This window comes from Neisseria sp. HMSC074B07, assembly GCF_001810355.1.
Taxonomy (GTDB): Bacteria; Pseudomonadota; Gammaproteobacteria; order Burkholderiales; family Neisseriaceae; genus Neisseria.
This window is the reverse complement of sequence record NZ_KV800949.1, coordinates 33,329-46,989: the sequence shown is the minus strand read 5'-3', so window position 1 is coordinate 46,989 and position 13,661 is coordinate 33,329. Positions and strand designations below refer to the sequence as shown.

General features: G+C 51.6%; 10 protein-coding genes. 8 read left to right on the top strand and 2 right to left on the bottom strand.

Annotated elements, in window-relative coordinates; genetic code table 11:
• The first annotated feature begins 165 nt into the window (after positions 1–165).
• From HMPREF2726_RS07930 to HMPREF2726_RS07900, 7 genes are all read left to right on the top strand, one after another.
• The gene (locus HMPREF2726_RS07930; RefSeq protein ID WP_009311780.1) at positions 166–1,347 is read left to right on the top strand and encodes an acetylornithine/succinyldiaminopimelate transaminase; all 1,182 of its coding nucleotides are present in this window, start codon (positions 166–168) and stop codon (positions 1,345–1,347) included.
• A 432-nt stretch (positions 1,348–1,779) separates the two neighbouring features.
• Positions 1,780–4,443: a pyruvate dehydrogenase (acetyl-transferring), homodimeric type gene (aceE, locus tag HMPREF2726_RS07925; protein ID WP_009311779.1), complete on the top strand. Its 2,664-nt coding sequence runs from the start codon at positions 1,780–1,782 to the stop codon at positions 4,441–4,443.
• Positions 4,444–4,683: 240 nt separating this feature from the next.
• Positions 4,684–6,303, top strand: a complete 1,620-nt coding sequence (gene aceF / locus HMPREF2726_RS07920) for a dihydrolipoyllysine-residue acetyltransferase (protein WP_009311778.1) — start codon at positions 4,684–4,686, stop codon at positions 6,301–6,303.
• Positions 6,304–6,390: 87 nt separating this feature from the next.
• Entirely contained in the window at positions 6,391–8,175 is a 1,785-nt protein-coding gene (gene lpdA, locus HMPREF2726_RS07915) for a dihydrolipoyl dehydrogenase (RefSeq protein WP_009311777.1), read from the top strand.
• A 373-nt stretch (positions 8,176–8,548) separates the two neighbouring features.
• Positions 8,549–9,256, top strand: coding sequence for a tRNA (guanosine(46)-N7)-methyltransferase TrmB (trmB, locus tag HMPREF2726_RS07910; protein WP_009311776.1), 708 nt, complete (start codon positions 8,549–8,551; stop codon positions 9,254–9,256).
• Positions 9,257–9,275: 19 nt separating this feature from the next.
• On the top strand, positions 9,276–9,902 hold the full coding sequence (locus HMPREF2726_RS07905) for a riboflavin synthase (protein ID WP_009311775.1): 627 nt from the start codon (positions 9,276–9,278) through the stop codon (positions 9,900–9,902).
• Positions 9,903–9,913: 11 nt separating this feature from the next.
• A complete protein-coding gene (locus tag HMPREF2726_RS07900; protein ID WP_009311774.1) occupies positions 9,914–10,780 on the top strand; it encodes an ATP-binding protein in 867 nt (288 codons plus the stop codon).
• 177 nt (positions 10,781–10,957) lie between these two features.
• On the opposite strand, the gene HMPREF2726_RS07895 is transcribed toward HMPREF2726_RS07900, so the two are convergent.
• Positions 10,958–11,386: a Spy/CpxP family protein refolding chaperone gene (locus HMPREF2726_RS07895; protein WP_003767916.1), complete on the bottom strand. Its 429-nt coding sequence runs from the start codon at positions 11,384–11,386 to the stop codon at positions 10,958–10,960.
• Positions 11,387–11,641: 255 nt separating this feature from the next.
• On the opposite strand from HMPREF2726_RS07895, the gene rpe reads away from it, so the two are divergent.
• Entirely contained in the window at positions 11,642–12,325 is a 684-nt protein-coding gene (gene rpe / locus HMPREF2726_RS07890; protein WP_009311773.1) for a ribulose-phosphate 3-epimerase, read from the top strand.
• A 269-nt stretch (positions 12,326–12,594) separates the two neighbouring features.
• On the opposite strand, the gene ruvB is transcribed toward rpe, so the two are convergent.
• Complete coding sequence (ruvB, locus tag HMPREF2726_RS07885; protein WP_003756801.1) at positions 12,595–13,626, bottom strand: Holliday junction branch migration DNA helicase RuvB; 1,032 nt, start codon at positions 13,624–13,626, stop codon at positions 12,595–12,597.
• Between the last annotated feature and the right edge of the window lie 35 nt (positions 13,627–13,661).

The window sequence follows — 13,661 nt, the reverse complement described above, 5'->3', positions numbered from 1 at the left end:
CCTTGTCCTGATTTAAATTTAATCCACTATATCTGCAACGGCGTTGTTGTATTCGGTTCAAAGACAATCCAGATAGGAAATGTCTCATACCCTGTCGGACGAGACCATACGAAGCAACGCCTTTCATTGACTATACATCAGACTTAAAACCGCAAAGGAAATCGGATGCAAAACTACCTGACCCCCAATTTTTCATTCGCCCCCATGATTCCCGAACGCGCCCTTGGCAGCCGCGTCTGGGATACCGAAGGCCGTGAATACATCGACTTGTCGGGCGGTATAGCAGTCAACGCGTTGGGACACTGCCATCCCGATTTGGTTGCCGCGCTGGCGGAGCAGTCGCAAAAATTGTGGCACATTTCCAATATCTACACCACCAAACCCGCACAGGAATTGGCGCAAAAGCTGGTAGGACATACCTTCGCCGACAAAGTATTCTTTTGCAATTCCGGCGCGGAAGCCAACGAAGCCGCGCTGAAACTGGCGCGAAAATACGGGCGCGATCATTTTGGCGGACACAAAACCGAAATCATCTCCTGCCTGAACAGCTTCCACGGCCGTACGTTGTTTACCGTATCGGTCGGCGGCCAACCCAAATACAGCAAAGACTACGCGCCGCTGCCGCAAGGCATTACCCATGTTCCGTTCAACGATATTGCCGCATTGGAAGCTGCCATCAACGAAAACACTTGCGCCGTAATCATCGAGCCGATTCAAGGCGAAAGCGGCATCCTGCCTGCCACGCAGGAATATCTGCAAGCCGCGCGCCGTTTGTGCGACGAACACGGCGCATTGCTGATTTTGGACGAAGTGCAAACCGGTATGGGGCATACGGGCAAACTGTTTGCCTACGAGCATTACGGCATTACGCCCGACATCATCAGCTCCGCCAAAGCATTGGGCGGCGGCTTTCCCATCGGTGCGATTCTGACCACCGATAAAATCGCGCCGACCTTCGGGCCGGGGACGCACGGCTCGACTTTCGGCGGTAATCCGATGGCGTGTGCCGTCGGCAGCCGCGCGTTCGACATCATCAATGCGTCCGAAACTTTGGCACATGTGGAAAAACAAGGAAAAAAATTTCAGACGACCTTGCGGGAGTTGGGCGAGAAAACCGGCGTATTTAAAGAAGTCCGCGGCATGGGTCTGCTCATCGGCTGCGTGCTGGCAGACCAATACAAAGGCCGCGCTTCGGAAATTACCGCCGCCGCGCTGAAACACGGCCTGATGGTATTGGTTGCCGGAGCCGATGTCGTGCGTTTCGCCCCCAGCCTGCTGCTAAACGATGAAGATATGGCGGAAGGTCTGAAACGCTTGGAGGCTGCATTAACGGAATGGCTCGTCTGAATTTGATTGATTTTATTTAACTGTTAACAAATTTGATGAAGTATTTCTATTCAGCTGATAATGGAAAATACGACCCTTTGTTGGTTTTGGAAAATAATCAATCTAAAAATTTTCTTTTTTGTTTAAAAACGAGCAGAATTTAATCAAATCCATATGCCCATTGTTCAGAATAAAACCGATGTTATAAATTGTAATTTGCCAGTTATTCCAATTACTGATACGATTTGCGGCGGAATAAATTCAAATAAATGACTCATTGCGCCCTTTATTTTCAATTTTATTTTTAATTAATTGATAATATTAGGGTAATTGTGGTTTTGCGTTTGATTTAATTTTAGGATTTTTCGTTTTTGTATATCAATTTTCGCAAACGAAAACATTAGGGGTATAACCCTCTGTCATTGAATAACACTCAACATAAGGATAGATACTATGTCCACCCAATTACACGATGTTGACCCGATTGAAACCCAAGAGTGGTTGGACGCGTTAAGCTCAGTTCTAGAATACGAAGGCAGCGAACGCGCACAATACTTGTTGGAGCATCTGGTTAAATACAGCCGCGACAAAGGCGTCCGTATGCCTCACGGCACAACCACCCCGTATTTGAATACCGTTTCGGTTGAAGACGAAAAAGGCATTCCGGGCGATCAAAACATCGAACACCGCATCCGTGCATTCGTGCGCTGGAACGCCGCCGCCATCGTATTGCGCGCCGGTAAAAAAGATTTGGAGCTGGGTGGTCATATCGCATCTTTCCAATCCGCAGCAACCATGTACGAAGTGGGTTTCAACCACTTCTGGAAGGCTAAAGGCGAAGGCGAAGAAGGTGATTTGGTATTCTTCCAAGGCCACGTTTCTCCAGGCATCTATGCCCGCGCTTTCGTTGAAGGCCGTCTGACTGAAGACCAACTGAACAATTTCCGTCAGGAAGTGGACGGACATGGTCTGCCTTCTTACCCGCATCCGCACTTGCTGCCTGATTTCTGGCAATTCCCGACCGTATCTATGGGTTTGGGTCCGATCATGGCGATTTACCAAGCCCGTTTCCTGAAATACTTGGAATCCCGCGGCCTGGCAAAAACCAAAGGCCGTAAAGTATGGTGTTTCTGCGGCGACGGCGAAATGGATGAACCTGAATCACAAGGCGCCATCGCATTGGCCGCACGCGAAGGTTTGGACAACCTGATTTTCGTCATCAACTGTAACCTGCAACGTTTGGACGGTCCTGTCCGCGGTAACGGCAAAATCATCCAAGAATTGGAAGGCAACTTTGCCGGCGCAGGCTGGAATGTTGTCAAAGTCATTTGGGGCCGCCGTTGGGACCGCCTCTTGGCAAAAGACAAAGACGGTATCCTGCGCAAACGCATGGAAGAATGTTTGGACGGCGACTACCAAACTTACAAATCCAAAGACGGTGCGTACGTCCGCGAACATTTCTTCAATACCCCTGAATTGAAAGCATTGGTTGCCGATATGACCGATGACGAAATTTGGGCATTGAACCGTGGCGGCCACGACCCTCAAAAAGTGTACAACGCTTATGACCGCGCAGCTAACCATGCAGACGGCAAACCTACCGTAATTTTGGCAAAAACCATTAAAGGTTATGGTATGGGTGCATCCGGTGAAGGTCAAAACGTTGCCCACCAAGCCAAAAAAATGGATAAGGCGTCTCTGAAACAATTCCGCGACCGCTTTGACATTCCTGTTACCGATGAGCAAATCGACAGTGGCGATCTGCCTTACCTGACTTTCGCTCCCGACAGCGAAGAGTACAAATACCTGCACGCACGCCGCGAAGCTTTGGGCGGCTACCTGCCTCAACGCAAGCCTACCCAAGAAGTTCTGGAAGTACCTGAGTTGTCAGCATTTGAGACTCAACTGAAATCCAGCGGCGACCGTGAATTCTCGACCACTATGGCATTTGTCCGCATTCTGTCTACTCTGTTGAAAGACAAAAAAATCGGCAAACGCGTCGTACCTATCGTTCCTGACGAAAGCCGTACCTTCGGTATGGAAGGCATGTTCCGCCAATACGGTATTTGGAACCCGAAAGGCCAACAATATACCCCGCAAGACAAAGACCAACTGATGTTCTATAAAGAGTCTGTTGACGGTCAAATCCTGCAAGAAGGTATTAACGAGCCAGGCGCGATGGCTGACTGGATTGCTGCGGCGACCAGCTATGCCAACAGCGACTTCGCGATGATTCCGTTCTACATTTACTACTCTATGTTCGGTTTCCAACGCGTCGGCGACTTGGCATGGGCAGCCGGCGATATGCACGCGCGCGGCTTCCTTTTGGGCGGTACTGCCGGCCGTACGACCTTGAACGGTGAAGGCCTGCAACACGAAGACGGCCACAGCCACATTCAAGCTGATTTGATACCGAACTGCGTAACATACGATCCGACCTTCCAATATGAAGTGGCCGTTATCGTACATGATGGCCTGCGCCGTATGTACGTCAACCATGAAGACGTGTTCTACTACATCACCCTGATGAACGAGAACTACACTCATCCGGACATGCCCGAAGGTGTGGAACAAGACATCCTGAAAGGTATGTACTTGCTGAAAGCCGGCGGTAAAGGCGACAAGAAAGTTCAATTGATGGGTTCCGGTACCATCCTGCAAGAAGTGATTGCCGGTGCCGAATTGCTGAAAGCCGACTTCGGCGTAGAAGCAGACATTTGGTCTTGCCCATCCTTCAACCTGCTGCACCGCGATGCCATCGAAGTAGAACGTTTCAACCGCCTGCATCCGTTGGAAGCTGAAAAAGTGCCTTTCGTTACCTCACAACTGCAAGGTCATGACGGTCCGGTTATCGCCGCTACCGACTATATCCGCAGCTATGCCGACCGTATCCGCGCGTACATCCCGAACGACTACCATGTCTTGGGTACCGATGGTTTCGGCCGTTCCGACAGCCGTGCCAACCTGCGCCGCTTCTTCGAAGTGGACCGCTACAACGTTGCCGTGGCAGCATTGAGCGCATTGGCAGAACAAGGCAAAGTCAGCAAAGAAACCGTTCAACAAGCCATCGAAAAATACGGCATCAATGCCGACGTGGCGCCAAGCTGGAAACGCTAATCCTGTTTTCAGACGACCTCAAAGTCAATTTGCTTACGGGGTCGTCTGAATCAAGAATACGTTGACGGTTTGTATAACGGATAAACCTTGAATTACCGGGCAGTGGGCGCAAGTCGTGCAAAAGGTTCGAAGTGCAGAAAAGCTGTCTTGGAAATGGTTATCCGTGCCGGAAAACATAAGTGATGTTGTCTGAAACTGTTTTTCAGGCGACCTCAAACCGAAATCATCAAAGGAACTCAAATGAGTATCGTAGAAATCAAAGTACCCGATATCGGCGGTCATGAAAACGTCGATATCATCGCCGTAGAAGTCAAAGCGGGCGACACTATCGCCGTTGACGACACCCTGATTACACTGGAAACCGACAAAGCCACTATGGACGTACCTGCCGATGCAGCAGGCGTTGTGAAAGAAGTAAAAGTCAAAGTCGGTGACAAAATCTCCGAAGGCGGCGTAATTCTGACCGTTGAAACCGGTGCTGCCGCTGCTGAAGCCGCTCCGGCTCCTGCCGCTGAAGCACAACCTGCGCCTGCCGCTGCACCCGCTGCCGCTCCCGCAGGCGGCGCAACCGTTCAAGTAGCCGTTCCTGATATTGGCGGTCATACTGATGTAGATGTAATCGCCGTTGAAGTTAAAGTTGGCGACACCGTTGCCGAAGACGACACGCTGATTACTCTGGAAACCGACAAAGCGACTATGGACGTACCTTGTACTGCCGCCGGTGTCGTTAAAGCCGTATTCCTGAAAGTCGGCGACAAAGTATCCGAAGGTACTGCCATTATCGAAGTGGAAACCGCCGGTTCTGCCGCCGCTCCCACTCCCGCGCCTGCTCAAGCCGCAGCCCCGGCAGCTGCACCTGCTCCTGCTGCCGCGCCTGCCGCCGCTCCGGCTCCTGTTGCCGCTCCTGCACCTGCCGCAGCCAAAATCGACGAAGCTGCTTTTGCCAAAGCACACGCGGGTCCTTCCGCTCGTAAACTGGCGCGCGAATTGGGCGTGGATTTGGGTCAAGTCAAAGGTACCGGCTTGAAAGGCCGTATCATGGGCGACGACATTAAAGCCTTTGTGAAATCTGTAATGCAAGGCGGTGCGGCGAAACCTGCTGCTGCCGGCGCATCTTTGGGCGGCGGTCTAGACTTGCTGCCGTGGCCTAAAGTGGACTTCTCCAAATTCGGCAATGTCGAAGTTAAAGAATTGTCCCGTATTAAGAAAATTTCCGGTCAAAACCTGTCTCGCAACTGGGTAGTTATCCCGCACGTTACCGTTCACGAAGAAGCGGACATGACCGAGTTGGAAGAATTCCGCAAACAGCTGAACAAAGAATGGGAACGCGAAGGCGTGAAACTGTCTCCATTGGCATTCATCATCAAAGCCTCCGTTTCCGCGCTGAAAGCCTTCCCAGAGTTCAACGCTTCTTTGGACGGCGACAATCTGGTTCTGAAAAACTACTTCAACATCGGTTTCGCAGCCGATACGCCGAACGGCTTGGTTGTTCCCGTAATCAAAGACGTGGATCAAAAAGGTCTGAAAGAAATCAGCCAAGAGCTGACCGAATTGTCTAAGAAAGCCCGCGAAGGCAAGCTCAAACCGCAAGAAATGCAAGGCGCCTGCTTTACCATTTCCAGCTTGGGCGGCATCGGCGGTACAGGCTTCACTCCGATTGTGAACGCACCTGAAGTCGCTATTCTGGGTGTGTGCAAATCCCAAATCAAACCGGTTTGGGACGGCAAAGAGTTCGCTCCTCGCCTGATGTGTCCGTTGAGCCTGTCCTTCGACCACCGCGTCATCGACGGTGCCGCCGGTATGCGCTTCACCGTATTCTTGGCGAACCTGTTGAAAGACTTCCGCCGCATTACCCTGTAATCCGAGCATATTTCAGACGACCTTCGGCACACAACCCGACAGGTCGTCTGAAAACAGAAGTCCGAATATCATTCAGAAAGATTAGACATGAGCTTAGTTGAATTGAAAGTGCCCGACATTGGCGGACACGAAAATGTAGATATTATTGCGGTTGAAGTGAACGTAGGCGACACTATCGCCGTTGATGATACCCTGATTACCTTGGAAACCGACAAAGCGACGATGGACGTGCCTGCCGAAGTTGCGGGCGTGGTCAAAGAAGTCAAAGTCAAAGTCGGCGATAAAATCTCCGAAGGCGGCTTGATTGTAGTCGTTGAAGCCGAAGGCGCGGCTGCCGCTCCTAAAGCCGAAGCACCTGCTGCTCCTGCGCAAGAAGCCCCTAAAGCTGCCGCTCCTGCACCGCAAGCGGCGCAATTCGGCGGTTCTGCCGATGCAGAGTACGACGTAGTCGTATTGGGTGGCGGCCCCGGCGGTTACTCCGCTGCATTTGCCGCTGCTGACGAAGGTTTGAAAGTTGCCATCGTTGAACGTTACAAAACTTTGGGTGGCGTTTGCTTGAACGTCGGCTGTATCCCTTCCAAAGCCTTGTTGCACAACGCTGCCGTTATTGATGAAGTGCGCCACTTGGCTGCCAACGGCATCAAATACCCCGAGCCTGAACTCGACATCGACATGTTGCGCGGCTACAAAGAAGGCGTGGTTTCCCGCCTGACTACTGGTTTGGCAGGTATGGCAAAAGGCCGTAAAGTGGACGTTATCCAAGGCGAAGGTCAATTCTTGGATCCGCACCACTTGGAAGTGTCGCTGACTACCGGCGACGTGTACGAGCAGGCTACGCCTACCGGCGAGAAAAAAATCGTTGCGTTCAAAAACTGTATCATCGCAGCGGGCAGCCGCGTAACCAAGTTGCCGTTTATCCCTGAAGATCCGCGCATCATCGATTCCAGCGGCGCTCTGGCTCTGAAAGAAGTACCGGGCAAGCTGCTGATTATCGGCGGCGGTATTATCGGTCTCGAAATGGGTACGGTTTACAGCACGCTGGGTTCACGCCTCGACGTCGTTGAAATGATGGACGGCCTGATGCAAGGTGCAGACCGCGATTTGGTGAAAGTATGGCAGAAACAAAACGAATACCGTTTTGACAACATCATGATCAATACCAAAACCGTCGCAGTCGAGCTGAAAGAAGACGGCGTTTACGTTACCTTCGAAGGTGCAAACGCGCCGAAAGAGCCGCAACGCTACGATGCCGTATTGGTTGCCGCCGGCCGTGCGCCTAACGGCAAACTCATCAGCGCCGAAAAAGCAGGCGTTGCCGTAACCGACCGCGGCTTCATCGAAGTCGACAAACAAATGCGTACCAACGTGCCGCACATCTACGCCATCGGCGACATCGTCGGTCAGCCTATGTTGGCGCACAAAGCCGTTCACGAAGGCCACGTTGCCGCTGAAAACTGCGCCGGACACAAAGCTTACTTCGACGCACGCGTGATTCCGGGCGTGGCTTACACCGCTCCCGAAGTGGCATGGGTTGGCGAAACCGAATTGTCTGCCAAAGCATCCGGCCGCAAAATCACCAAAGCCAACTTCCCATGGGCGGCTTCCGGCCGTGCGATTGCCAACGGTTGCGATAACGGCTTCACCAAGCTGATTTTTGATGCCGAGACCGGCCGTATTATCGGCGGCGGTATCGTTGGTCCGAACGGCGGCGATATGATTGGCGAAATCTGTCTGGCCATCGAAATGGGCTGCGACGCTGAAGACATCGGCAAAACCATCCACCCGCACCCGACCTTGGGCGAATCCATCGGTATGGCTGCCGAAGTGGCGCTGGGTACTTGTACCGACCTGCCGGCTCAAAAGAAAAAATAAGTGTATTCAGTCAGTTGAATTAAACTGCTGATATTGCATTTATCAGTCAAAGGTCGTCTGAATCTTTCAGACGACCTTTTCGTCAAACAGAATATTGTCAGTGATAGTGATTTCATTAACGATATAGTGGATTATAGTGGATGAACAAGAATGCGTGCCTAAGCTCCAAGTGAGCCATTTAGTCATGCTTTAAAACAGCAAGCAAACAAATTCGGCAGGATTGATACTGTCAGCGGCTTGTTTCATGCTTATCTATCAACAATAAAAACAAACCGTTTAACGGTTGACCCCATACATTCAGAGGTCGCCTGAAACCATATCGCAGATTTTCAGACGACCTTTCCCCAGTTTTATCAGATACAAGAAATGATTTATGAACGAAATAACTCCAGATTCCACCGTTCCTGAAGCGCACAAACGCTCCATCCGCAGCTTTGTGTTGCGTCAAGGGCATATGACTGCGGCGCAGCAGCGTGCCATTGATACGATGTGGCCGCAATTCGGCATCGATTACCAAGATTCCGTGTTGGATTTGAATCAGCGTTTCGGCAGCGACCGTCCCAAGGTGTTGGAAATCGGTTTCGGCATGGGTGTGGCGACTGTTGAAATTGCCAAGCGCCTGCCTGATACCGACTTTTTGGCGATTGATGTGCACGGTCCTGGCGTCGGCAACATTTTGAAATTGATTGAAGAAGAACGCATCGGCAATATCCGCGTGATGCGGCACGATGCGGTCGAAGTGGTCGAAAATATGCTTTCAAACGACGTACTCGACGGCATCCACATTTTCTTTCCCGACCCTTGGCACAAAAAACGCCATAACAAACGCCGCTTGGTGCAAACGCCGTTTGTGCAGAAACTGCTGCCCAAGCTGAAAGTCGGTGGTTATATCCATCTGGCGACCGACTGGGAAGAATACGCGCAGCAGATGCTGGAAGTGTTGAGCGGTTTTGACAATTTGCAAAATACCGCCGCTGATTACGCGCCTACGCCCGACTACCGTCCCGAAACGAAATTTGAAGCCCGCGGCAAACGTTTGGGGCACGGCGTTTGGGATTTGGTTTTCAAACGCATCAAATAAACCGATTGGAGAATCTCCCATGTTTACAGGTATCGTCCAAGGTGTCGGCGAAATCATTGCTATCCGCGAACCGTCCGCCGATTTCCGTACCCATGTCGTCAAGCTGCCCGATGGGATGACCGAGCATCTGCAAATCGGCGCATCCGTCGCCAACAACGGCTGCTGCCTGACCATTACCCAAATTGACGGCGATACGGTCAGCTTTGATTTGATGAAAGAAACCTTGGAAAAGACCAATTTGGGTCGTCTGAAAACGGGAGATGCCGTCAATCTCGAACGTGCCGCCCGTTTCGGTGATGAAATCGGCGGACACGTCATGAGCGGGCATATCATGACGACTACGCGGATTACGCGGATAGAGCGCAGCGAGTTTAACCGCACGGTATGGTTTGCACTGCCACCCGAGCTCAAACCTTATATTTTGAGCAAAGGCTTTGTCGGCTTGGACGGTTGCAGCCTGACCATAGGCGACGTTACCGATATGGAATTCAATGTCCACCTGATTCCGGAAACTTTGACGCGCACTTTGTTCGGCAGCCGGAAAGAGGGCGACGTCATCAATATCGAAATCGATCCACAAACCCAAGCCGTTGTCGATACCGTGATGCGCGTGATGGCGCAGCAAAATCCTGTTATATCAGGATAATAGGAGCACATATGAAACTCGCCGCCTTTTTACAAAAAGCCTATTCCGTTTTGGACCGTCTTGATTTGGTGTTGCCCGAAAAACCCGGTAAAACCGACTGGAACGCTTTGGCTTACCGTTGGCACAGCGTCGGTAAAAAAGGGATTTTGGAGAGTCTGCCAAACCCGCATACATTCCCGCTTGACCGTCTGGCTGCCGTCGGGACGCAAACCGAAAAACTGAAACGCAATACCGAGCAGTTTTTGGCAGGCCGCTCCGCGAATAATGTTTTGATGAGCGGTTCGCGTGGAACGGGCAAATCCTCGCTGGTCAAAGCCCTGTTGCACGAATATGCCGAACAAGGGCTGCGTCTGATTGAAGTTGATAAGAGCGATTTGGTCAGCCTGCCCGCGCTGCTTTTTTTGCTGAAAGACCGTCCCGAAAAATTCATCGTATTCTGCGATGACCTGTCGTTTGAAACCGGTGATGAAACCTACAAAGCACTAAAAACCGCATTGGACGGCGGTTTGTCGCAAAGATGCAGCAACGTGTTGGTGTACGCGACGTCCAACCGGCGCCACCTGATGCCCGAATATATGGACGAAAATATTGGAACAACGGGCATACGCGGCGAAATTCATCAAAAAGAAGCTGTTGAGGAAAAAATTTCCCTGTCCGACCGTTTCGGTTTGTGGTTAAGTTTTTATCCGTTCGATCAAAACGACTACCTCCAAGCGGTTGAAAATTGGCTGGGCGACCTCGGCGTGGATTTTGATGAAACGGCACGCAAGGCGGCATTGCAATGGGCACAAATGCGCGGCAACCGCTCTGGGCGTTCGGCTTGGCAGTTTGCGTGTGATTGGGCAGGGCATTTGCCGGAACAACGGGTTTTGGATTGAGTTTTTGGGAAATAGGTCTGCCGTACTGAAATCTGCGGGAGGATAAGGGTAGGGAAAGCCTTTTCCGGTTCAATTGCTTCCGGCCGCATCACTTTGAATCGCCATATCGTTTAAAAGGTCGTCTGAAACAGGATTTCAGACGACCTTTTTGTACGGACCAATCAGGAAAGCGAGATGTCAGCGAAGGCAGGAAGAGAGCCAAATCTGGCGTTGGCGCGGATTGAGCAGGTGGTAGAAGCGGTGTTGGATTTCCAATTCTTCCACGGCGAAATCCATGCTCGACAAGTAGCGGGTTTCGACATAATCGCGGGCGTTGTTTTGATCGAAATTATCTGCCGCAAGGATTTTCATAATGACTTGGCGGCGGTTACGGTCTGTGCGGACGAGTTTACGGTATGCTTTGTCCGATGCCTGTTTGTAATCATTACGGATACGGCGCAAAGCATTGTGTTGGTCTTGCGTCAGATTAAGGGAGCGGATGTCGCAATTGGCTTGAAAATCGTCCAGCTTGATATATTGGGGGCCGGCGTGCGCTTGACCGACAGCCGTCAGCAGCGCAACCGATAATGCACAGAGGGGTAAATAAGATTTGAATCCGACAGACACAGCGTTTTCCTAGTTTCCGTAACCGCGCAAATATACCCGATTAGCGTGTGAAAGGCAGTATCCCTCCAGTTAACTTTTGTTAACTTCATATCTTTATTTTATTTCTGACAAAACATATCCTTAACCTATAATTATTTATGCATATGCTTACTTTTGTTAAATATTAACAATGCATAGTTAGTGTTGCATGAGGCGTTGGTGGTAGAATATGAAAAATTATCCGTTTATCAAACCATACCATCCGACTGGATTTCTATGAACCACAATTTCCGTATTGCGCCCAGCATCTTATCCGCCGATTTTGCCCGTTTGGGTGAGGAAGTAACGAAAGTTATCGAAGCGGGAGCCGATTTGATTCATTTCGACGTGATGGACAATCATTATGTGCCGAACCTGACTTTTGGCCCTATGGTCTGCGCAGCGTTGAAGCCTTATGCCACCGTGCCGATTGATGTGCATCTGATGGTCGAACCTGTTGATGATCTGATTCAGGCATTTGCCAAAGCAGGGGCGTCGATTATCACGTTTCATCCCGAAGCCAGCCGCCATATCGACCGCAGCCTCAGCCTGATTAAAGATGCGGGCTGTCAGGCAGGATTGGTGTTGAATCCGGCCACTCCCGCCTACGTTTTGGAAAACGTATTGGACAGGTTGGACATGGTATTGTTGATGTCGGTCAACCCCGGTTTCGGCGGACAAAGCTTCATTCCGCATACCCTTGAAAAAATCCGTCAAGTGCGGGCGATGTTGGATCGGTACGAAGCACAAAACGGGCGGCACATCGCCATCGAAGTGGACGGCGGCATCAAAACCGACAATATCGCCGCCGTCGCGGCAGCAGGTGCCGATACTTTTGTGGCAGGTTCCGCCATCTTTGGCAAGCCGGACTATAAGGCGGTGATTGATGCCATGAGGAAAGAATTGGCTTCTGTGGCCTAATGTGCTGAACTGCTTGGCAAATCGTTTCCCAATTTTTATAGTGGATTAAATTTAAACCAGTACGGCGTTGCCTCGCCTTGCCGTACTAGCTGTACTGTCTGCGGCTTCATCGGCCTTGTCCTGATTTAAATTTAATCCACTATATATCATTCCAGGCTTGATTGCCTTGCTCTGCCTTGAAGCCTATCCGCCCCAACTACGCTGATAACAAAAGGTCGTCTGAAAACCAAAAATCCGGTTTCAGACGACCTTTCTTCATTTCAATACGATTATTTTTCCATTTTCAAGCCGAAGTGCAGGTAGGTGCGTTCGGTGGCCATTCTGCCGCGGGGGGTACGTTGCAGGAAGCCTTGTTGGATGAGGTAGGGTTCGATAACGTCCTCGATGGTGTCCGTGGATTCGCCGATGGCGGCGGCAACATTATCAAGGCCGACGGGACCGCCGCTGAATTTGTGCAGGATGGCTTCGAGGAATTTTCTGTCCATGACGTCCAAACCTTGCGCGTCCACATCCAGCATACTTAAAGCGGCATCGGCAATGGCGGCATCAATTACGCCGTTGTTTTTCACATCGGCAAAATCGCGGACGCGGCGCAGCAGGCGGTTGGCGATGCGGGGCGTGCCGCGGCTGCGTTTGGCGACTTCCATCGCGCCTTCTTCGCCCATGTCGAGTTGCAGTAATTGCGCGGAACGGCTGACGATGGTGGCAAGGTCTTGATTTTGATAAAACTCCAAGCGGGCAACGATGCCGAAGCGGTCGCGCAGTGGGTTGGTCAGCATACCTGCGCGGGTGGTTGCGCCGACGAGGGTGAAGGGCGGCAGGTCGATTTTGACGGAACGGGCGGCAGGGCCTTCGCCTATCATGATGTCGAGTTGGTAGTCTTCGAGCGCGGGGTAGAGGATTTCTTCGACGACGGGGCTGAGGCGGTGGATTTCGTCGATGAACAATACGTCGTGCGGCTCGAGATTGGTCAGAAGGGCGGCAAGGTCGCCGGCGCGTTCGAGGACGGGGCCGCTGGTTTGGCGCAGGTTGACGCCCAGCTCTTTGGCGATGATGTGCGCCAATGTGGTTTTGCCCAGTCCGGGCGGGCCGAAGAGCAGGGTGTGGTCTAGGGCTTCGCCGCGTTTTTTGGCGGCTTGGATGAAGATGGCGAGCTGTTCTTTGGCTTTGTCTTGCCCGATATAGTCGTCCAGCGTTTTAGGGCGCAGGGCGCGCTCAAGCAACTCTTCCTGCGAGGAGATGCTTTGGGCGGTGATGATGCGCTGGGGTTGGGCGGCGGTCAGGTTGTCGGTTTGCAGCATGGGTTTTCCGATGGGTTCGGGGTCGTCTGAAAAGC

What these genes read in the sequence shown, in the direction of transcription:
- aceE (WP_009311779.1), top strand. Translation starts at nt 1,780, where the DNA reads ATGTCCACCCAATTACACGATGTTGACCCGATTGAAACCCAAGAGTGG.
- lpdA (WP_009311777.1), top strand. Translation starts at nt 6,391, where the DNA reads ATGAGCTTAGTTGAATTGAAAGTGCCCGACATTGGCGGACACGAAAAT.
- rpe (WP_009311773.1), top strand. Translation starts at nt 11,642, where the DNA reads ATGAACCACAATTTCCGTATTGCGCCCAGCATCTTATCCGCCGATTTT.
- HMPREF2726_RS07900 (WP_009311774.1), top strand. Translation starts at nt 9,914, where the DNA reads ATGAAACTCGCCGCCTTTTTACAAAAAGCCTATTCCGTTTTGGACCGT.
- ruvB (WP_003756801.1), bottom strand. Translation starts at nt 13,626, where the DNA reads ATGCTGCAAACCGACAACCTGACCGCCGCCCAACCCCAGCGCATCATC.
- aceF (WP_009311778.1), top strand. Translation starts at nt 4,684, where the DNA reads ATGAGTATCGTAGAAATCAAAGTACCCGATATCGGCGGTCATGAAAAC.
- trmB (WP_009311776.1), top strand. Translation starts at nt 8,549, where the DNA reads ATGAACGAAATAACTCCAGATTCCACCGTTCCTGAAGCGCACAAACGC.
- HMPREF2726_RS07930 (WP_009311780.1), top strand. Translation starts at nt 166, where the DNA reads ATGCAAAACTACCTGACCCCCAATTTTTCATTCGCCCCCATGATTCCC.
- HMPREF2726_RS07905 (WP_009311775.1), top strand. Translation starts at nt 9,276, where the DNA reads ATGTTTACAGGTATCGTCCAAGGTGTCGGCGAAATCATTGCTATCCGC.